Here is an 18,970-nt window from a genome sequence, read left to right as displayed (position 1 = left end):
GGTGCGGTGGTGCAGAGGTACGGAGGTGCTTGCGTTCCGCGCCGCAATCTAGGCGGCGGGCCCGCGGAGCCACATCCAGCAGGCGGATGACGTGGGACGTCATCCCTGCGAGGTAGATCGAGCAGACGGTAAACCCTGGCGGTATACCGCCGGTAAGGCCGCACTCAGGCCTGGGTCACCGCCGGGCGCGCAAACGGACGTATAGGTAGAATTCCACCCATGGGAGAGCGGTCTGCCGCGCCGACAGCGCCCGTACTCGTCCTGGAGACCGACACCGGCTCCACGGTGATGAGTCCGAGCCGGGACTACCACGTCGGGCGCGACCCCCTCAGCGAGATCGTCATCGACGACGCCCGCGTCTCGTGGCACCACGCGGTGCTGCGCGCGGCGGGCGACCACTGGACGGTCGAGGACGAGGGCAGCACCAATGGCACCTACGCCGACGGCCGCCGCGTCCACGAGTGGGGTGTGGGCCCGGGCAGCGTCATCCGCTTCGGCAGCCCCGCCGACGGCCCCCGCGCCGTGCTGGTCGGCCGCGCCCCGCCACCGGTCCGCGCGCCCGAGCGGCTCTCCGCGGTGTCCATGCCGTCCGCGACCGGCGCCTTCCGCCGGCCCACCTCGGTGCGGCCGCTGCCCGCCAGGACCGTACGGATCGGGCGCGCCCCCGACAACGACCTCGTCGTCGACGACCTGGTCGTCTCGCGTCGGCACGCCGAACTGCGCGCCCTCCCCGGCGGCGGCTACGAGATCGTCGACCTCGGCAGCCACAACGGCACCTTCCTCAACGGCCAGCCCGTCGCCCGCGCCCGGGTCTCCCCCGGTGACATCGTCGGCGTCGGCCACTCGGCGTTCTGCCTGGTCGGCGACGAGCTCCAGGAGTACGTCGACACCGGCGAGGTCTCGCTCGACGTCCAGGACCTGACCGTCGCCGTCGACCGGGGGCGCAAGACCCTGCTCGACCAGGTCTCCTTCCCGGTCGGGGAGAAGTGCCTGCTGGCCGTGGTGGGGCCCAGCGGCGCCGGAAAGTCGACCCTGCTCAACGCCCTGACCGGGCTGCGCCCCGCCGACCGGGGCACGGTCCTCTACGACGGCCGCGACCTCTACCGCGACTACGCCGAGCTGCGCCAGCGCATCGGGCTGGTCCCCCAGGACGACATCCTGCACGCCCAGCTCACCGTGCGCCGGGCGCTGGGCTACGCCGCCGAGCTGCGCTTCCCGCAGGACACCGCCAAGGCCGAGCGGCGCGCCCGGGTCGACGAGGTGATCGGCGAACTCGGCCTCGAACAGCGCGCCGCCCAGCCCATCCACAGCCTCTCCGGCGGCCAGCGCAAACGCGTCAGCGTCGCCCTTGAGCTGCTCACCAAGCCCTCGCTGCTCTTCCTCGACGAGCCGACCTCCGGGCTCGACCCGGGCATGGACCGCTCGGTGATGCACATGCTGCGCGGCCTCGCGGACGACGGCCGTACCGTCATCGTGGTCACCCACAGCGTGCTGAGCCTCGACGTCTGCGACCGGATCCTCGTCCTGGCGCCGGGCGGCCGCATCGCGTACTACGGGCCGCCCCGGGACACCCTGGGCTTCTTCGGCTTCGGGCAGTGGCCGGAGGCGTTCGAGGCCTTCGAGCGGGACCGCGAACGGGACTGGGCGGGCGAGTACGCCGGCTCGCGCTTCCACCAGCAGTACGTCGTCGCCTCCAGCGCCCAGCCGCACCTCGGCCGGGCCGCCGCCGCCCGGGTGGTGGCCAAGCCGCCCAAGGCGCAGAGCTGGGGCGCCCAGCTGGGCACCCTGGTGCGCCGGTACGCGGCCGCGCTCGGCGCCGACCGGACCTTCCTCGCCATCATGATCGCGCTGCCCTTCGTGATGGGCGCCATGGCGCGCGCGCTCGCGGGCAGCAAGCTGACCCAGGAGACGGCGATGAACGCGCTGCTCATCCTGTGTGTCGGCGGGGTGCTCACGGGCGCGGCCAACGCCGTACGGGAGCTGGTCAAGGAACGGGTCATCTACCAGCGAGAACGGGCCGTGGGCCTGTCCAGATCGGCGTATCTGATGTCCAAGGTGGTGGTGCTCGGCACGATCACGGTCCTCCAGGCCGTCGTGCTCACCCTCGTCGCCCTCTTCGGCGTGAAGCTGAACGCCCCGGGCGGCAAGGGCGTCATCCTGCCGCCGCTGGTGGAGATCACGGTGGCGGTCGCCCTGCTCGCCTTCACCGCGATGATGCTCGGCCTGCTCGTCTCGGCGCTGGTGCGCAAGGAAGAGGTGACGATGCCGCTGCTCGTGCTGCTCGCCATCGTCCAAGTGGTGTTCTGCGGCGCGCTGCTGAAGCTGCACGGCGTCCCGGGCATCGAGCAGCTGGCCTGGCTGGTGCCCTCCCGCTGGGCGCTGGGCGGGATGGCGGGCACCATCGGGCTCTCCCGGATCGTGCCGGGCGAGCTGACCGGCGACCCGCTGTTCCGGCACGAGAGCGGTGTGTGGCTGCTGAACATGGGCATGCTGGTGGCCCTGTCGGTGCTGTTCGGCTTCCTGGTCGCCCGGCTGCTGCGGCGGCACGAGCCCGCGGTGATGCGGAAGTAGGCGGCCGCGATGAGCGCTCCCGTGGACTTCCGTCCCACCCATGTCGTCCCTCCCGGCGGCCTCGCCGCCTGGGAGAGCCCCGACACCGGGCGCCCCACCGTGCCGCTGGACGCGCTGCTGCCGGTCCAGCTGATCGACCGGCGGGGCGACTGGGCCCGGATCCTGTGCGCCAACTCCTGGTCGGCGTGGGTCGACGGCCGCCTCCTGGTCACCGTCCCGCAGGGACCGCCGGTGCCGGGCGCGCCGCTGGCCCGTACGGCCGACCCGCGGCCCCTCCTCGCCCGCGTCCAGGACATGCTGAGCCGCTACCGCAGCGCCGCGGAGGACCTGGCGGCGGGCCGCCTCGACGGGGAGGCGTTCCGGCAGCGCACCCAGGGGCTGCGGGCCGGCATGGTCGTCGAGGGCGAGGCGGTGTGGCTCTACGACGCGGAACACGAGCGGTGGGTGTACTGCGACGGGACGCGGCTGAGCACCTTCGCGGCGTCCGGGCAGCCGTCCGCACGGCCGTCCGGGGCGCCGTCCGCGCAGCCGTCTTCGGGCGAGGGCCCCGTCTCCGGCCCGGCCGACGCGACCCGCGTGGTCCGCCCCGACGGTGAGGGGCACTCCCCCGAAAGCACCGGCCCCTGGCCCGGTGAGACCTGATGGCACCCGAGAGCGACCTGTACACCGGGCGCCCCTCCGATCTCGTCGGACGGCGGATCGCCGGGTACCGGATCGAGCGGGAGATCGGCCGCGGGGGGATGGCCGTGGTCTACCGGGCCCGCGATCTGCGTCTGGAGCGGACGGTCGCGCTGAAGCTGCTCGCGCCCGAACTCGCCCGCAACGACACGTTCCGGCAGCGCTTCACCCACGAGTCGCGGGTGGCCGCCGCGATCGACCACCCGCACATCGTGCCCGTCTTCGAGGCCGGGGAGACCGACGGCGTCCTGTACATCGCCATGCGGTACGTCGCCGGGCGCGATCTGCGGGCGCTGCTCGACCAGGAGGGCCCGCTGCCGGTCGCCACGGCGGCCAGGATCGCGGCCCAGGTGGCGTCCGCGCTGGACGCCGCCCATGAGCACGACCTGGTGCACCGGGACGTGAAGCCGGGCAACGTCCTGGTGGCCCCGGGCACCGACAGCGACCACCCCGAGCACGTCTACCTCACCGACTTCGGCCTGACCAAGAAGTCGCTGTCGCTGACCGGCTTCACCACGGTCGGCCAGTTCGTCGGCACCCTCGACTACGTGGCGCCGGAGCAGATCTCGGGCCGCCCGGTGGACGGCCGCTGCGATGTGTACAGCCTCGCGTGCGTGGTCTACGAGACGATGGCGGGCACCCCGCCGTTCCAGCGCGACGACGACATGGCGCTGCTGTGGGCGCACCAGTACGACCCGCCGCCCGCGCTCACCGAGCGGCGGCCCGACATCGCCGCCGGGGTCGACGCCGTGATGGCGAAGGCCCTGGCCAAGATCCCGGACGACCGCTACGACTCGTGCCTGGCGTTCGTGGCGGCCCTGCGGGCGGCGGCGTCCGGCGCGGGTCCTGGCGGGCATCCGCCGACGCAGGTGGACCTACGGGTGATCGGCGCCCCGGAGCCGCCCACACCGCCGCCGGGGCCGCCGGAGTGGGCCCGGCCGGTGTTTCCGGGGGCGGGGTGAGGGACAGCAGGCATTTCTTGGCGGAGCCGGTGTCCGCGTCGGTCGGCGTTCTCCTGAGCCGCTGTGACCGTCAGCCGGGCGTCTCCTGGAGCCCGTCGTCCGGGGGCCCCGGCTCCACCTCTCCGCGCCGCCGCACCCGCCGGGCGAGCAGGCTGCCGAGGAAGCCCGCGACCAGGCCCCACAGCACCGCGAAGCCCAGGCCCGTCCACAGGCGCGGCTTGAGGGAGACCTGGCCGGAGAGACCGCCGCCGAGGTCCCCGATGCCGAGCAGCGAGAGACCGTAGTGCGCGGAGGTACTGGCCAGCAGTGACACGGCCAGCACGGTGAGGGCGAGCGCCACGGCCATGTGCAGGGCGTGCTGCCACGCCCGTACCCGGGCCGGGGAGCGGGCCGCCATCAGGAACGCGGCGGCCAGGACCAGCACCGCGGCGATCACCAGCAGCCACCACACCCGCCCGTCGTAGTCCGCCAGGGTGCGCAGGTTCAGGGTGGAGAGGTCGGGCGTACGCAGCACCTGGTCCAGGACGTGCGGCATGGGCAGCCCGAACGGCCCGTCGACCCGGCCCTCCCAGGACGCGCCGAGCCCGACCGTGAAGGCTGTCCAGACGAGGTTCGGCAGACCGAGCAGGATCACCGCGAACGTCTCGGCCGTATGCCCCCGTACGACCGCGACCACCAGCCCCACCACGACGCCCAGCGCCACGTACGCCAGCAGCAGCACGACCATCGCGAAGGCGGCCGGGCGCACCGACTCCTGGAAGCGCAGCAGCCGGGCGGGCAGCGGGGCCTTGCGGGAGACCACCAGGGCGAGGAAGAGCAGCCCGGCGAGCCAGAGCAGCCCGAAGAGCAGGGTGAGCGGTACATCGGTCTCGAAGCCGACCTCGGGTGTGGCGTCCAGTAGCTCCCCGATGTCGCCGATGGCCCCGCCGCCGAGCCCGACGGTGAACCGCTTGCGGGCGAGGAAGGAGAGGCCGAGCAGCGCGAGCAGCCACAGGACGGCCACCCGGGCGGCCCAGAGGGCGAGTTCGCGGGCGCCGGCCACGGCCCGGTGCCTCAGCGGCCGCAGGAACCCGGCGGCGACGAGAAGCGCGCCGACGAGCGTGACGGTGAGCGGGAGGACGGCCACATCGGCGTCGGTCTGCCCGAGGAAGCCTGCGTCGCCCACGACGTCGACCGAACCGCCGACCGCCATGACGACGACGGCGGCGACGACCTGCACAAAGGCGTTGTCGGGCAGGTCGGAGGCACCGGCCGCGAGCAGCCCGAGCGCGGCGACGACGGCCATGGCGACCAGTCCGGTCAGCACCGCCACGAGGGCCTCGGCCCAGCCGTGGCGCGCGCGTCGCACCTCCGGGGGCGTCTGTGGCGGTTTGTCCTGGCTCACGTCTGTCACGCTAAGCAGCGCCGGAGCGGTCCGCCCGTCATGGGGGGCCGACCGCGTCAGCTTGCGGGCCCGCCGGGACCCGGGCACACAATGGGCAGGTCGAGGACGCGCCGGACTCGCCCGTACGCGGACGAACCGGTACGCCGGTTGCACCCGGAGGCCGCTCGCGCGCCGCCACCGATGCCGTCGCCGCCCGCGGACGACGGCCGGCGGCCGCACCGGCTCTCCTCGGTCGAGTGCCCCGCACTCCCGCGGGACCCCAACGCCGGGAAGAAGAGCTCGTGAGCGTCGAACCTCCCCCGTCCGGCCGCCCCACCGGCCCCCCGTCCGGCCCCCTGTCGGGCCCCACCCGCCCCGGCCCGCCGTCGGGCCCGCCCAGCGGCGGCGGCGAGGGCGGCGGCGGTACGAGCGGGGGTGGCGGCCGGAGCGGCAGCGGCGGCCACGACGAGACGATCGCGGTCGGTACGGGCGGGGGCAGTGGGCCGTCCGGGCCCGGGAGCACGGGCGGCGGAGGCGGCTCGGGTCCGGGTTCAGGTGGCGGCTCGGGTCCGGGCTCCGGTGGCGGCTCGGGTCCGGGCGACGGCTCTGGGGGTGGAGGCGGAGCCTCCGCGTCCGGCGGTGGCCCCGGCGACCGGGGCTCCGGCGAGGGCCCGCACGGCGCGGGAGCCGGGGGCCGAGGTGGCGGTCCCGACCGCCCCTGGTGGCGCTCGGCCCCCCGTATCGCCCTCACCACCGGCGCGATCGTGGCAGCCGTGGTCCTCGTGATCGTCTTCACCCGCTCCGACGGCTCCTCCGGCACGAAGGCGGGCGGCAACGAGGTCTACCTCCAGGCGGCGGGCAAGGAGGGGCCGCGGCCCTTCACCGCGTCGAGCGCGCGCTACAGCTCACCGCCGCCTTCGCCGCCGTCCCTGCCCAGCGCGTCGGCACCGGCCTCGGCCAACGTGACGCGCGGCGTGGACGGTTCGGCCGCCGGGCTCTACGGCGGTACGCGTAACAAGGCCAGCTGCGACGTGGAGAAGCAGATCGACGCACTGGGGGCCGACCCGGCGAAGAACAAGGCCTTCGCGTCCGTCGAGGACATCGCGCCCGACGCCGTGCCCGGCTATCTGCGCGCGCTCACGCCCGTACAGCTCCGCATCGACACCCGGGTGACCAACCACGGCTACGAGAACGGTTCGGCGACCTCCTACCAGGCCGTCCTCCAGGCCGGCACGGCCGTGCTCGTGGACGACCGGGGCGTGCCCAGGGTGCGCTGCGCCTGCGGGAACCCGCTGCTGCCGCCGGTCGCCCAGCAGGGCACGCCCAAGCCGACGGGCGACGCCTGGCCCGCGTACCGGCCGTCGAACGTGGCCGTCGTCGCGCCCGCCACCCACATGGTCGACAGGTTCGTCATGTTCGACGCGGACCACGACGAGTGGTTCTCGCGCCCCAAGGGCGACACGGGCGCGGGCGACAGGAAGACCCCGCCGCCGGGCACCTCGACCCCGGCCGGCTCGCCGTCCCCGGCCTGCCCGTCGCCGTACAGCGGCTCCTCCCCGGCGTCCTGCGCCCCCTCGGAGTCCGCGCGGTCCGAAGCACCGACGTCGCTGCCGACGACCTCACAGCCGCAGCCGGGGAACTCGACGCCGTACGCCCCGGTGACGAGCCCGGCGCAGTCGGCGCCCGGCGGCGGTTACTGAGCGAGCCCCGGGGCAGCCCCGGGGGTCCGCGACCCCCGCGACGGGTGCCGGTCCACTCCCGAGTGATTCGAACTACGGATCACAGGCGCCGAATCCGGCTGCCGCAACGTTCCGCCTCGGCAGTCGAACTTTTTCTCGACGACTCGGCCGTTACGCCTCGCTGATCAGCAGCGTTGTGTTTACGTCAGGTCCGCATCCGTCGTTCGAGGAGTCGCCGTGGGTTCTCCCAGCCATGCCTTACACGTTCATCCGGTGTTCGATCAGCCACACCCGGGGAGGCGGGTGTGAGCAGCGACGCGACGCCGGTTCCCCCGCCCCCGCCGGCCGAGATCACCTTCGCGGGGCACTTCGGCAAGAACCCGCTCGGCGGGGCCTCGTTCCGGCAGATGTGCGCACGGCTGCCGTCCGTGCTCGGCCAGACGTGCCGGATGGCGTGGCGGATCGACCGGAGGTCCGTCCTCCTCCTGCTGGTCTGCCAGATCGTGATCGGGCTCGCGGCGGCGGTGCTGCTCGGCGCCACCTCCCGGGCCATGGCGCCGATCCTGGGCGAGGGCCGGGCGGCCGACCGGATCGAGTCGGCGCTGCCGGCGCTGATCGTGATCGCCGTCGCGGTCGGCCTCGCGCGCGTGACGACGGCGCTCGCCTCGTACGCGGAGGGCAGGATCACCCCGCCGCTGACGACGGCGGCCGACGCCGACATGGTCGAGGCGGTGTGCCGCGTGGAGGCGTCCGCGTACGGCGAGGAGGGGTTCGCGGACCGCCAGGAGGCGGCCGAGATGGGTGTGATGCGCACCACCATGATGGTGCGCGACGCGCAGCAGTTCATGGCGGCGGTGATCCGTATGGCCGCGGCGGCGGGTGTCCTCACGGTGCTGCACCCGCTGATGCTCGCGCTGCTCGTGCTGGCCGTGCTGCCCGCCGGGGTGGGCGCGGTGATGTCGGCGCGCGTCGACTACGAGACGCACTACGCCAATGTGGGCGACCGCAATGTGCGCGGCATGATGCGCTGGTGGGCGACGACGCCCAAGCTCGCCGACGAGGTCCGGGCGAACGGTATGACCGGCTATCTGATGTTCTGGTACCGCTCGCTGTCGGAGCGCATCGACCGCCGCACCCTGGCGATGGCGCCCCGGCTGCTGCGGATCGCCCTGGCCACCTCGGCGCTCGGCGGCGCCTTCCTCCTCGCCGCCTGGGCGACCCTGGCCTGGCTGGCGGTGAGCGGCCGGGTCGGGCTGGGCGTGGCGGCGACGGCGGTGGTCGCGGTGCAGAGCTCACTGAGCGCCCTGTCGCAGCTCGTCAGCTACGGGGCGGCGATGTTCCACACCAGCCTGTACCTGGCCGACATGCGCTCCTTCCTCGACTTCGCGGCCGAACGCGCCCCCAGGCGCGGCGCCCTGACCGCCCCCGAGCGACCGGAGGAGATCCGCCTGGACGAGGTCGTCTACCAGTACCCGAACAAGGAGGCCCCGGCGGTGGACCGGGTCTCTCTCACCCTGCGCCGGGGCGAGGTGGTCGCGGTGGTCGGCGAGAACGGCTCGGGCAAGTCCACCCTGACCCGTCTGATCATCGGCCTCTATCTGCCCGACAAGGGCAAGGTGGCCTGGGACGGCGTCGACGTGGCGGCCGCCGACCCGGACACGGTGTGGCGGCGCACCGGCCTGGTCCCGCAGTTCTTCGGCCAGTGGCCGCTGGCCGTACGGGAGAACGTCACCCTGGGCCAGCCGCGCACCCACCACGACACCCCGGTCTGGGAGGCGGTGGACGCGGTGGGGATGCGCGCGCCGGTGGAGGAGCTCCCCCACGGCCTCGACACCCTGCTGGCCCGCGAGCTGTGGGGCGGCAGCGAACTCTCCGGCGGCCAGTGGCAGCGCATCGCCTGCTCCCGCGCCCTCTACCGCCGCCCACCGGTCCTGATCCTGGACGAGCCGACCTCCGAGATGGACGCCCGCGGCGAACACCGCATGTTCACGGTCCTCAAGGCCATGGCCCACGACCGCATCACGATCGTGGTCACCCACCGCATCGAGAACACCCGCATGGCGGACCGCATCGTGGTGATGGAACGCGGCCGCGTCACCGAACAGGGCTCGTACGAGGATCTGTTGCGGTCGGGGGGGTTGTTCAGCGAGCTGCACGCGTTGTCGCAGGACCGGTAGGGGCCCCTGGCGGTCGCGGGGCCGGAGTCGCGGTGAGTCGGTCCCGCCCTCGTCGCCGCCGCGGCGCTCGGGCGGCGGTCACCGCCGTCCAGGCCGCCCGACAGATGATCCATTGTGGCGGGGGCCGGTCCCGAAGCGTGCCATGCTCGTGGCATGACAGACCGCGAGGAGCCGGTGGCGGCGGCATCGGGCAGAGGCGGCTTCGGCATGGCCGGGGGCGGCCCCGTATACGCGTCGAGCGGCCGTGTGGCGCCCCGGCCCCCGGCGGCCGACGGCGACCAGGCGCTCGCCGCGCGGATCGCCACCGTGCAGGAGGTGCTCGACGGTCTGCCCGGCTCGGCGATCTTCCTGATGCCGGTGTTCGGGGACGACGGCGAGGTCGCGGACTTCCGGATCATGGCGGCGGCGCCCGACGCGGTCGACATCGCGGCCCGCCGGGGCCAGGAACTGGTCGGGCTCAGCATCCTGGAGACCTATCCCACAGTCGTCGGCACCGAACTGTGGCGCGGATACCTCCGCACGCTGGAGAGCGGGGTCCGTTACGAGGGTGACCCTTTCGAGTACGAAGAGGTCCTCGCCGGTATACCGCGTCTGTCCCGGTTCGCCGTACGGGTGGCGGCGTGCCAGGGCGGGCTGATCGTCTCCTGGGTCCGGCTGGACAGCGGGGAGCGGGAGCAGCGCAGGCTGACGGTGATGCAGCGGCTGGCGATGATGGGCTGGGCGGACTGGGACCTGACCGGGAACGTGGTCACCTGGTCGGACGAGGTCTATGCCATTTTCGGCAGGGACCGGGCCCAAGAGCCGATGACGCTCGCGGAGCTGCGTTCCCAGGTCGTCGCCGAGGATCTTCCAGCCCTGGTCAGGACCGTGCGGCGGCTGCTGGGCGAGGGCAAGCCCATCGACCACACGTTCCGGATCACCACGGCCGTCGGGGAGGTCCGGCATGTACGCATCGTCGCGGAAGCCGAGATGGACGCACGGGAGAACCCGGTGGAGGTCCTCGGCTTCTTCCAGGACCTCACCCCCGCGAAGCGGGCCGAACAGCAGCTGCTGGAACACCAGCGGGCCGCCCTGGCCCACCGGAGTCTCCTGGCGGCCGAACGCGACCTCGCCGGCCGTCTCCAGCACGCCCTGCTGCCGGTGCCCCAGCAGTCCCTGCGCCTCGCCGGGCTCACCGTGGACGTGGCCTACCAGCCCCTCCAGGAAGGGCTGAACGTCGGGGGCGACTGGTACAGCGCCATCGAACTGCCCGACGGCAGCGCCCTGCTGGTCATCGGTGACGTGGCCGGCCATGGACTGGACGCGGTGGCCACCATGGCCCAGCTCCGCTTCACCGCCAAGGGCATGGCGATCACCGGCACACCCCTGGCGACGATCCTCACCCGGCTCAACACCCTGCTGCTGCACACCTCCGAGCGGAACTTCAGCACGGCCACGATGATCATGGCCCATTACGAGCCCGACACCTCACAGCTGTCCTGGGTGCAGGCCGGCCATCCGCCGCCCCTACTCCTGCGCCAGGGCCGGGCCCACTATCTGCCCGCCCCCCGGGGCATCCTCCTGGGCGCGACGACCGCGCCCCACTACGAGGCCTCCGCCCTCCGGCTGCTCCCCGGCGACCAACTGCTGCTGTACACGGACGGCCTGGTCGAGAAGCCGGGCGAGGACGTCGACGAGGGCCTGGCCCGCCTGGTGGCCGCCGCTACGGCGCCCACCGGCGGCGCCCGCGTCCTGGACGGCATCCTGGACGCTCTCGTCACACCGGACGCCCGCCGCGACGACATCTGCGCCCTGCACATCAGTCTCTGAGGGGAGCGTAGGCGTCAGTCTGTGACGGGAGCGTACGCAGAGAGCAGCCCGGCGGCACGGTAGCCGAGTTCAGGCCAACCAGGCCGATTCTCACCCCATATCGCGCCCAGATGTCCGCGATCTCTCCCGGAAATGTCCGTGATCCGTAACAGAGGGATCCCTCAGCCCCGAAGCTCCGTCCTGCCAGGTGGCCGCAAGGCGACCGGGGATCAGCGAGGAACTGCGCGAGAGGGGCGGACATGGCACGGCACGGCGGGCGGGGCTGGTACGGCAAGATGATCGGGGCGGCAATCGGGGTGACCGTGCTCGCCACCGGCGCCTCGGTGTGGACCGCCCAGGCCGGCGACGCGAGCGGCGAGGCGGCCCCCAGGGCGACCTCGCCGGCCACCCCGGGCGGTCAGGTCAAGCGGGTCGAGACGAGCATCGCGCACTCCTCGGACGCGGGGGCGCGCGGCGTCAACATCACCATCGACGACGGCCCCGACCCCCGGTGGACCCCGCAAGTGCTCGACCTGCTGCGGGAGTACGGGGTGAAGGCCACGTTCTGCATGGTGGGCACCCAGGCGCAGGCGCACCCGGACCTCGTGAAGAAGGTGGTCGCGGCCGGCCACCGGCTGTGCGACCACTCGGTGTCGCACAACACCGCCATGGACAAGCGCGACCAGGCCTACCAGTCGAAGCAGATCCTCGACGCCGAACGCATGATCACCGAGGCGTCCGGCGGCGTGCGCCCCATGTACTACCGGGCTCCCGGCGGGGCGTTCACTCCGTACAGCCGCGAACTCGCCGCCTCCCGTGGCATGCGCCCGCTCGGCTGGAACGTCGACAGCAAGGACTTCGAGCGCCCCGGGACGAACGCCATCGTCGCCACGGTCGAGCGGGAGCTGCACAACGGCCCCACCCTCCTCTTCCACGACGCGGGCGGCGACCGCACCCAGACGGTCCAGGCCCTGCGCCGCATCCTGCCGTGGCTCAAGGAGCAGGGGTACGCGTTCGGGTTCCCGGTGCACTGACCGTCGACCTGGTCTCGGTCACCGGCCCTGGGTGCCGGCCGGCCGGGGACGCGCCTGAACTGATCGAGTTCGAGTCGTTCCTTCGCATCTGGTAAAAAATGGAACTTTGTCCTCTGCCGTGATGACCTGCCAGGTCGCCAGGGGAGACAACGGGGGCGTGAATTTTGAAGAGAGGTTCCGGACAAGCGTAAGGAAGGTCGGTGCTGACATTACGCCTTGGCCCGGACACTGTTGATGCTTCCGATTCCTAGGAGGCGTCATGGACTGGCGTGGGCGCTTTACGCGGAGAACCGCACTCACGACCGCAGCAGCCGGGGCGGGCGCTACGGCCCTCGGCATTTCGGCCACCGAAAGCGCGTCGGCAGATGGACGAAGTGGCAGCCCCGGCAGTGACGCACGGACTGATCTGGCCCGAGTTCGCTCGGTCGAGGGGGGGAGGGTGCGCGTCGACTTTCCCCGAGAAGGCAGCCGCACGCGTGAGCTCATGGCGCCCGACGCCAGGGCCTCGCAGGAAGTCGTCCCGCTGGTCGGTTTTCCGAACGGCGTCATTCCTCGTCCCGGGGACCGCGTGATGGTGACCGACTGGTGGGACGGGATGGATGTCGCAGCGATTCCGGTCGTGTCCTGGGTGACAGGGGTGCCCAAGCCCCTCCCCGGCGGGGGGTATCAGGTCGGCGGGCGGCGTACGGCGCCGACACCGCTGCTCGAAGCCCCCAGCGAGAAGGGCGGCCGTACGGCTGTCTGCCTGCTGGACACGGAGCTGGAGGCCGCACAGGTCATGGCAGTCCGGCCCCCCGGACGATGACGGCGTACGACACGCTGAACGCTGTCGTGCGTATCACCGCGGCCGCGTCGCTCATCTACGCGGCAGCCCAGAAATTGGCGGCGCCACGTTCGTTCCGGTCGACTCTCGCGGCATTGCGCGTCAAACGGCCGGTTCTCGTTTCGGCCGCCGTCCCCCTGACGGAACTCGCCGCCGGATTCTGCTTGTTGAGCGTGCCCAGAGTTGCCGTGACCGCTGTGCTGGTGGTCGTCCTCGGCCTTTCCTTCGCGACTGCGGGAGCCTTGGCACTGGCTCGGGGGACAAAGGTGAAATGCGCCTGCTTCGGCCAGGCGGACGGAGGTGATCTCGGGCTGCGCCAGATCGCGATGCTGCCGCTGTGGGGCGGTGTCGCGGCGTTGGCCCTACGGACGCCCGACCATTCACCGGCCGGTCCGGAAACGGCTGTTGCCGTGACGCTCGCGTTGGCGGTCTTCGCGGCTTTCCAGGTGCTTCCCCTGACCCGAAAGAACCGGGAGTACATGCAAGCGATGGTGCCGCAATGATCTTTCTCTGGATTGTGGTCTCTGTCCTGTCCGTGCTGGTTCTGATCTGCCTGCTGGCCTTGGTCGACCAGTATCAGACACAGCAGCTGATCAGAGGGCGGCTCGAACTGGACGACGCTCCCGCTCCGATCGAGATACCCGGCGACCGCGCACTCCGGCCGTCCGCGATCGGCCTGCCGGCGGAGCTCGACACTCGCGAGTACCTGGTCGTCCTCTTCCTGTCGACCACCTGCGACACCTGCAAGACCATCGCCAGGAAGCTCAACGGCAGGCCGCCCACGTCACTGTGGGTGGTTCTCGTGGAGGGGTTCCAGGAGCGGGCCGAGACGTGGTTCGCCGAGACCGGTCTGCCGCGGGTCCAGGGGACCGTGGACCTGGACGGCCGTATCAGTGACGCTCTCGAACTCGACGTCACTCCCGCCGCGTTCGTCTACCGGAACGGTGAGGTGGTACTGGGACAGACCATCCCCTCGTTCCGCCAGCTCGACTCCCTGCTCACCGCGGACGCCGTCCCGGCGTCCCTGTCGCCCGAATCTGCTGCGGAAGGGAAGGCACCTGTATGAGCACCGCCACCGTGTGCGCCGAGTCCACAGGCGTGATGACGGAGCTTGACGAACTGAGCAGCCGGCCGGCACGACGCCGCCGTGTGCTGCGGACGTCGTCCACCGCGATCGTCGCCGGTCTCGCCACGCTGTTTCTGGGCGGCAAGGCCATGGCCGACTGCCAGGGCTCGCCCTGTTGCAGCCTCGCCAAGTGCAACATGTGCAGCTACCAGGTGAACAAGGACCGCTACACCTGCCCGAGCGGCTACAACCGGAGGACGTGGAGCTGCGTCACGGGCAGCAACCGGTACTACTGCGGAGAGTGCGCGAAGGGGTCGACCTGCTATGACGGCCCCTTCGCATGCTCCATATGGTTCGGCCCCGACCCGGCTTGATGTGATCGCGTACAACCGACACCGTAGGGAGCGGCCGGCGCCATGACTTTGGTGGCTCTGTGGACGGTGAGCCTGGCAGCGGTGGCCGGGTTCGCCCAGCTGTTCAGCCCTTGAGGCCAGTCCTTCATCGGATTCGTCCGCCCCTTCGTGCAAGGGGATTCCGTCTTCGTGCGACGAAGGAACCTGCGCTTCGTCGGTCTTCTCGCGCTCGCGCACATCGCGGCCGCCGGGTTCATGGTCGCGCTCCTGTACCAGGTGGGCACTGTCACGTTCGGCCATCTTCCGCACGGCGTCCGGACGGCGACGTGTGCGGCAGCGGCCGTGGCGGGCATCGTGCTGGATGCCCGGGCGATCAGGCGGGGCACCTTCACCGTGGGATTGCGTCGGCAGACCGCCAAGACGCTGTCCGATGACGCGGGCGCCGCACCGACCTGGGTCACGCCGCTGCTGTGGGGGCTGGACACCGGGCTGATATGGACGACGTTCCGTATGTCCAGCGCTTCGTGGGTGCTGCTGATCAGCGCCGCACTCACCGTCGTACCTCAGTGGGGCGGACTGGTGTACGGCGTGTTCTTCGGGGTTCCGCTGATCATCGCCACGATGATCGGGGACCCCGCGGGAATCGGCCGACCGCGTACGTACTCACTGACACGGCTGACGCAGAGTGCGGGCATCATCGTGCTGACGCTGTTGCCGCTCGGGTTGATAGGGAGTCTCTATGGGGTCGCTTGACGCAAGGCGTTGGCGAGCTGTCGCGGTGCCATTGTCCTTATCGGCCCTGCTGGTCACCACGGCCTGTAGTGACCACCAGGGAGCGCCGAAGGCGGCCCCGTCGCACTCGGATTCACCCTCGCCCTCCCACCCGCGGCTCAGCAAGGCCGACTGCGACGACGACGTGGTTCCGGACTCCCGGCCCCCGACGAAACTGTCGCGGGACGGTCAGACAGCGGTCGGCTCGGGCAGCATCTGGTTCATCGCGCCACGGACCGACAGCTGGAGCGACATTCTGGAGCGGCAGGGCGCCGTGCGCCGAGGGAAGTTTCCCCTGTGGGTGGATCAGCATGCCGCCCCCCAGGTGTCGGTGGAGGGAGTTCGCGGGACCGCCGGGACTGGCCGGGCTCATATGACGCCCACGTCCGAGGGCATTCCCGGGCCCCTGCCGATGAGCGTGGAACTGCCCGGCCCGGGTTGCTGGCAGGTGACCGTCAAGGGGACCGGAAGCACGGCCCGCATCCTGTTGAACGCGGCGTGACTTCGGTGCGGGAGGCCTGACGGGGGTCTGACGGAGGCCATGAGGGGCCTGACAGGGGTTGTGAGGGGCTGTGAGGGGGCTGACCGCCTGAATGCGCGGTCGGCCCTCTCACCCTCCTCGTCGCCGTACGACCTCTCTACGGTTGTCGTCCAACCGGAGGGTCAGCCCCTGGCCGTCCAGATGCCTCAGCAACGGCAGGGAAACGCGCCTGGTGGTGTCGAGCGCCCTGGTCGCCTCGGATACCGTGAACGGCTGTTCCAGAAGGGCCAGTCGAGCGAGAGCCTGCTGCGGCGCGTCAGGCATGAGCACGACCTTCTCCTCCAAGCACAGGAGCAGACCCGCGCGGACGACCCTGCGTATCTCCCGGGCTCCCAGGTGGAGTCCGGCCAGGTCCTGCGCCTCGGGAGCACGGAACGGGGCGCGCTGGAGCACGTCACGCACTTGTCGTACGGCGGTGGCGAGCGGTTCCGGCAGTTTCTCGCCCTGGTGGACGATGCGCCCTTGGCGAAGGACGAGGGGGAGCTCGACGAGGGCCGCGACCAGGGCGGGCTCGGGCAGGCCGAGCATCTGACGGGCGGTCTCCAGCGGCAGGCCGTCCGAGTACGGCTGGGCAGCGGCGTGGTCGGACACCAAGACGGTGAGGCGCTGGGCCATCTCCTGCCAGTATCCGGGGTCGGCCAGCCAGTCCGCGGCCACGGGCGCGCTGGTGACGCGTACCCCCATGGCTTCGAGGAGGGGGCGGCGGACCAAGCGCCGGTGAGCGAGTTCCTGCGCCTCCGCCTGGGTTCCGGACAGGGTCGCGAGTTGCCGGGCCCGCAGGGTGGCGGCTCCCCGACGGCGCAGCTCAGGCGGCTGGACGTCGAGAACCGTCACCCCGGTCACGATCCGATGGCGGCCCGGGTCGCGCAGCAGAGCACGGTCACCGATGTGGAGAGGAAGCGCCGGAGCGAAGGACAGTCGTGCTGCTTCGGTGCCGAGCGGGCGTACATGTACCGCGCGCGTGGCGGCTCCGATGTGGAGCATGAGCGTTTTCGGCATCCGGGCGTCGCCGGTGTGGTGCAAGCGGACGTCGCACACGGTGGTGTCGAGGAAGCGCCGCGGCGTGAGGAGCGCATCGCCACGGCGGATGTCGTCGCGGCCGAGACCGCGTAGATTCAGCGCAACACGCGCCACTCCTCTGGTGGTTGACGTCTGCGTCCCCAGGGTCTGGATTCCGCGTACCTTGACGCGGATGCCTCGCGGAGCCACGACGAGCTCGTCACCCACCTCGACGGTCCCCTGGGGCAGCGTGCCGGTGGTCACCAGGCCTGCTCCTCGTACGGTGAAAACCCGGTCCACCCACAGGCGTACCGGGCCGGAGGCATCTGGCGGGGCCAGGTCCCGGACGAGCTCGGCGAGGTGGTGCCGCAGTTGCTCCAGGCCGGCACCGGTCGTCGAGCTGACGGCCACGCGGTCGACATGGCGCAGCGACGTCGTCCGCATCTTCGCCAGCGCCTGCGTGCCTGCCGGGCCGGGGTCGGCGAGGTCGCTGCGCGTGACGACCAGCAGGCCGTGACGCACCTGAAGAGCGTCGAGGGCGGCCAGATGCTCGGCGGACTGCGGCATCCAGCCTTCGTCAGCGGCCACGACGAACAACACGGCGGGCACCGGCCCGATGCCGGCCAACATATTGGGGACGAAGTCCGCGTGGCCCGGCACATCGACAAAGGCGATCTTCTGACCGGCGTCCAGTGTGGTCCAGGCGAAACCGAGGTCAATGGTCATGTTCCGGCGCCGCTCCTCGGCGAGCCGGTCAGGGTTCTGGCCGGTCAGAGCGCGTACGAGAGTGCTCTTGCCGTGGTCCACGTGCCCGGCGGTGGCAAGGACGTGCATCAGTTGACCGCTGCTGTGACGACGGCGCTTCGCACCAGTGCGTCGTCGGTGGGCGGAACACAGCGCAGATCCAGCAGGAGCCGGTCGCGCACCACGCGGCCGACGACCGGCGGCGTCCCTGTGCGCAGCGGGAGAGCGAGGCGCGCGGGCAGCGCGACGGCGCACGACGGCAACGCGACCCCCGGGGCTCCGCCTCCCCCGACCACGGCCTCCGCCGGTATCACCTGCGCGTCGATGCCCTCGTCGCGCAGGGACTCGGCCAAGAGCGTGGAACGTTCTCGGAGTTCGGACAACGGCAGTTCGAGGGCTTGCCGCACAGGAGCCTGGGGGCCGGTCAGGGTGGCCTCCAGGGCCGCGAGGGTGAGTTTGTCGACGCGCAGCGCGCGGGCCAGCGGATGCCGTCGCAGGGCATCGACCGCGGCTGCGGTTCCGAAGATCAGACCCGCCTGTGGACCGCCGAGCAGCTTGTCCGCGCTGGCGATGACCAGACTGGCACCTCCGTCCAGAGCCGTGCCGACGTCGGGTTCGCCGGGCAGGAGCGCATCGGGCACCAGCAGCCCGGAACCGATGTCCGCGACGACCGGTACGCCCAGGGTGGCGAGATCGGCGAGTCCCACGTCCGAGGTGAATCCGCGGACGGTGAAGTTGGACGGATGGATCTTGAGGATGAAGCCGGTCCTCGGGCCCACGGCCCGGGCGTAGTCCTCCAGCCGTGTCCGGTTGGTCGTGCCCACCTCATGGATCCTGGCGCCGGTCGAGGTGAGCAACTCCGGGATCCGGAAGCCGTCCCCGATCTCCACGAACTCGCCGCGGCTCAGCAGGATTTCACGCCCCGAGGCCAGTGCTGTCGCGGCGAGTACCAGGGCGGCGGCTCCGTTGTTCACGACGTGCACCGACTCGGCCCCGGGTGCCGCTCGGCGCAGGGCGGCGATCGTGGAGCGGCCGCGTGGAGCCCGGCGTGCACTGGCCAAGTCCATTTCCACGTCGGTGTGTCCGGCAGCGGCCACCACCGCGTCCACCGCCGCCCGCGACAGCGGAGCACGCCCCAGGTTGGTGTGCACGATCACGCCCGTCGCGTTGCGGACCGCTCGCAGGGACGAGGCGTGCTCCGGTACCGCGGCGATGATCGCTTCCACGCACTCCTCGGGCGCCACATCGCCTTTCTGTGCCGCCTGTTGCACCGCTCGCGCGATGTCCTTCACGAGGGACCGGCCCACGCGGCCGATGCTCTCCCGGAGTCGGACATCGTCGAGCATCCTGGCCACGCTCGGGACGTGACGCCGAGGATCCGAGCTCTCCGGTGTTGCGTCCCCCACGGTGCTGTCCACCCC

Annotated in this window: 15 protein-coding genes; 12 read left to right on the top strand and 3 right to left on the bottom strand. The window is 71.8% G+C overall.

Going from position 1 to position 18,970, the window contains the following annotated elements:
• The first annotated feature begins 219 nt into the window (after window positions 1-219).
• The 3 genes from ABD236_RS05210 to ABD236_RS05200 are packed head-to-tail and all read left to right on the top strand — an operon-like array spanning window position 220 to window position 4,211.
• Window positions 220-2,571 carry an ABC transporter ATP-binding protein/permease gene (locus ABD236_RS05210; RefSeq protein ID WP_344070614.1) on the top strand — a complete coding sequence of 784 codons (2,352 nt, stop codon included), beginning with the start codon at window positions 220-222 and terminating at the stop codon, window positions 2,569-2,571.
• A 9-nt stretch (window positions 2,572-2,580) separates the two neighbouring features.
• Complete coding sequence (locus ABD236_RS05205) at window positions 2,581-3,213, top strand: SH3 domain-containing protein (protein ID WP_344070612.1); 633 nt, start codon at window positions 2,581-2,583, stop codon at window positions 3,211-3,213.
• Complete coding sequence (locus ABD236_RS05200; protein ID WP_344070610.1) at window positions 3,213-4,211, top strand: serine/threonine-protein kinase; 999 nt, start codon at window positions 3,213-3,215, stop codon at window positions 4,209-4,211. The genes ABD236_RS05205 and ABD236_RS05200 overlap by 1 nt, the downstream gene beginning before the upstream one ends.
• 70 nt (window positions 4,212-4,281) lie before the next feature.
• On the opposite strand, the gene ABD236_RS05195 is transcribed toward ABD236_RS05200, so the two are convergent.
• The gene (locus tag ABD236_RS05195) at window positions 4,282-5,496 is read right to left on the bottom strand and encodes a streptophobe family protein (protein ID WP_344071203.1); all 1,215 of its coding nucleotides are present in this window, start codon (window positions 5,494-5,496) and stop codon (window positions 4,282-4,284) included.
• A gap of 380 nt (window positions 5,497-5,876) precedes the next feature.
• On the opposite strand from ABD236_RS05195, the gene ABD236_RS05190 reads away from it, so the two are divergent.
• The 9 genes from ABD236_RS05190 (at window position 5,877) to ABD236_RS05150 (ending at window position 15,247) form a co-directional block, all read left to right on the top strand.
• A complete protein-coding gene (locus ABD236_RS05190) occupies window positions 5,877-7,274 on the top strand; it encodes a DUF6777 domain-containing protein (RefSeq protein ID WP_344070608.1) in 1,398 nt (465 codons plus the stop codon).
• A gap of 284 nt (window positions 7,275-7,558) precedes the next feature.
• Entirely contained in the window at window positions 7,559-9,430 is a 1,872-nt protein-coding gene (locus ABD236_RS05185; protein WP_344070606.1) for an ATP-binding cassette domain-containing protein, read from the top strand.
• Between the two features lie 153 nt (window positions 9,431-9,583).
• On the top strand, window positions 9,584-11,239 hold the full coding sequence (locus tag ABD236_RS05180; RefSeq protein ID WP_344070604.1) for a PP2C family protein-serine/threonine phosphatase: 1,656 nt from the start codon (window positions 9,584-9,586) through the stop codon (window positions 11,237-11,239).
• 239 nt (window positions 11,240-11,478) lie between these two features.
• The gene (locus ABD236_RS05175; protein WP_344070602.1) at window positions 11,479-12,252 is read left to right on the top strand and encodes a polysaccharide deacetylase family protein; all 774 of its coding nucleotides are present in this window, start codon (window positions 11,479-11,481) and stop codon (window positions 12,250-12,252) included.
• Window positions 12,253-12,691: 439 nt separating this feature from the next.
• Window positions 12,692-13,057, top strand: coding sequence for a hypothetical protein (locus ABD236_RS05170; protein WP_344070600.1), 366 nt, complete (start codon window positions 12,692-12,694; stop codon window positions 13,055-13,057).
• Window positions 13,054-13,578, top strand: a complete 525-nt coding sequence (locus ABD236_RS05165; RefSeq protein ID WP_344070598.1) for a MauE/DoxX family redox-associated membrane protein — start codon at window positions 13,054-13,056, stop codon at window positions 13,576-13,578. The genes ABD236_RS05170 and ABD236_RS05165 overlap by 4 nt, the downstream gene beginning before the upstream one ends.
• Window positions 13,579-13,610: 32 nt before the next feature.
• Window positions 13,611-14,141, top strand: a complete 531-nt coding sequence (locus ABD236_RS05160; protein WP_344070596.1) for a hypothetical protein — start codon at window positions 13,611-13,613, stop codon at window positions 14,139-14,141.
• Window positions 14,138-14,515, top strand: a complete 378-nt coding sequence (locus tag ABD236_RS05155; RefSeq protein ID WP_344070594.1) for a hypothetical protein — start codon at window positions 14,138-14,140, stop codon at window positions 14,513-14,515. The genes ABD236_RS05160 and ABD236_RS05155 overlap by 4 nt, the downstream gene beginning before the upstream one ends.
• Before the next feature lie 168 nt (window positions 14,516-14,683).
• Window positions 14,684-15,247: a hypothetical protein gene (locus ABD236_RS05150; protein ID WP_344070592.1), complete on the top strand. Its 564-nt coding sequence runs from the start codon at window positions 14,684-14,686 to the stop codon at window positions 15,245-15,247.
• Between the two features lie 628 nt (window positions 15,248-15,875).
• On the opposite strand, the gene selB is transcribed toward ABD236_RS05150, so the two are convergent.
• Both selB and selA read right to left on the bottom strand, forming a co-directional pair.
• Complete coding sequence (selB, locus tag ABD236_RS05145) at window positions 15,876-17,639, bottom strand: selenocysteine-specific translation elongation factor (RefSeq protein ID WP_344070590.1); 1,764 nt, start codon at window positions 17,637-17,639, stop codon at window positions 15,876-15,878.
• On the bottom strand, window positions 17,639-18,955 hold the full coding sequence (gene selA, locus ABD236_RS05140; RefSeq protein WP_344070588.1) for an L-seryl-tRNA(Sec) selenium transferase: 1,317 nt from the start codon (window positions 18,953-18,955) through the stop codon (window positions 17,639-17,641). The genes selB and selA overlap by 1 nt, the downstream gene beginning before the upstream one ends.
• Window positions 18,956-18,970 lie beyond the last annotated feature (15 nt).

Origin of the sequence: Streptomyces crystallinus, from assembly GCF_039521265.1 — a bacterium.
GTDB lineage: Bacteria > Actinomycetota > Actinomycetes > Streptomycetales > Streptomycetaceae > Streptomyces > Streptomyces crystallinus.
This window is presented reverse-complemented; position numbering and strand designations above follow the sequence as displayed.

What these genes read in the sequence shown, in the direction of transcription:
- ABD236_RS05210 (WP_344070614.1), top strand. Translation starts at nt 220, where the DNA reads ATGGGAGAGCGGTCTGCCGCGCCGACAGCGCCCGTACTCGTCCTGGAG.
- ABD236_RS05205 (WP_344070612.1), top strand. Translation starts at nt 2,581, where the DNA reads ATGAGCGCTCCCGTGGACTTCCGTCCCACCCATGTCGTCCCTCCCGGC.
- ABD236_RS05200 (WP_344070610.1), top strand. Translation starts at nt 3,213, where the DNA reads ATGGCACCCGAGAGCGACCTGTACACCGGGCGCCCCTCCGATCTCGTC.
- ABD236_RS05195 (WP_344071203.1), bottom strand. Translation starts at nt 5,496, where the DNA reads ATGGCCGTCGTCGCCGCGCTCGGGCTGCTCGCGGCCGGTGCCTCCGAC.
- ABD236_RS05180 (WP_344070604.1), top strand. Translation starts at nt 9,584, where the DNA reads ATGACAGACCGCGAGGAGCCGGTGGCGGCGGCATCGGGCAGAGGCGGC.
- ABD236_RS05175 (WP_344070602.1), top strand. Translation starts at nt 11,479, where the DNA reads ATGGCACGGCACGGCGGGCGGGGCTGGTACGGCAAGATGATCGGGGCG.
- ABD236_RS05165 (WP_344070598.1), top strand. Translation starts at nt 13,054, where the DNA reads ATGACGGCGTACGACACGCTGAACGCTGTCGTGCGTATCACCGCGGCC.
- ABD236_RS05155 (WP_344070594.1), top strand. Translation starts at nt 14,138, where the DNA reads ATGAGCACCGCCACCGTGTGCGCCGAGTCCACAGGCGTGATGACGGAG.
- selB (WP_344070590.1), bottom strand. Translation starts at nt 17,639, where the DNA reads ATGCACGTCCTTGCCACCGCCGGGCACGTGGACCACGGCAAGAGCACT.